The following is a 268-nucleotide window of genomic DNA, read 5'->3' as shown; positions in this document are numbered from 1 at the left end:
CTGCGGACTAGGTGCGAGGGGCTTGCCCTTGAAACATCCTCGCCACCGAAGGTGATCCGACCGGCGGTAATGGCGCCGCGCTCAGCCGGAAGGAGATTGGATACGGCGCGCAGCAGTGTCGTCTTGCCGGCACCGTTGGAGCCGAGCAGCGCGACGATCTCGCCCCTGCCAACCAACAAGTCGACGCCGTGTAGGGCGGCGATGGCGCCGTTGTAGACAGCTTCCACGCTGCTAACTGACAGTATCGGGTATTCCGGGATGGACATCG

General features: G+C 63.8%; 1 protein-coding gene. It reads right to left on the bottom strand.

Features of this window, described 5'->3' with window-relative positions; translation table 11 throughout:
• Nucleotides 1-266 (bottom strand): ATP-binding cassette domain-containing protein (locus tag EOD29_RS32135; RefSeq protein WP_127248831.1); only part of this gene is annotated, 266 nt, incomplete at its 3' end.
• Between the last annotated feature and the right edge of the window lie 2 nt (nucleotides 267-268).

It is taken from the genome of Mesorhizobium sp. M1A.T.Ca.IN.004.03.1.1, assembly GCF_003997555.1.
Lineage (GTDB): Bacteria > Pseudomonadota > Alphaproteobacteria > Rhizobiales > Rhizobiaceae > Mesorhizobium.
This window is presented reverse-complemented; position numbering and strand designations above follow the sequence as displayed.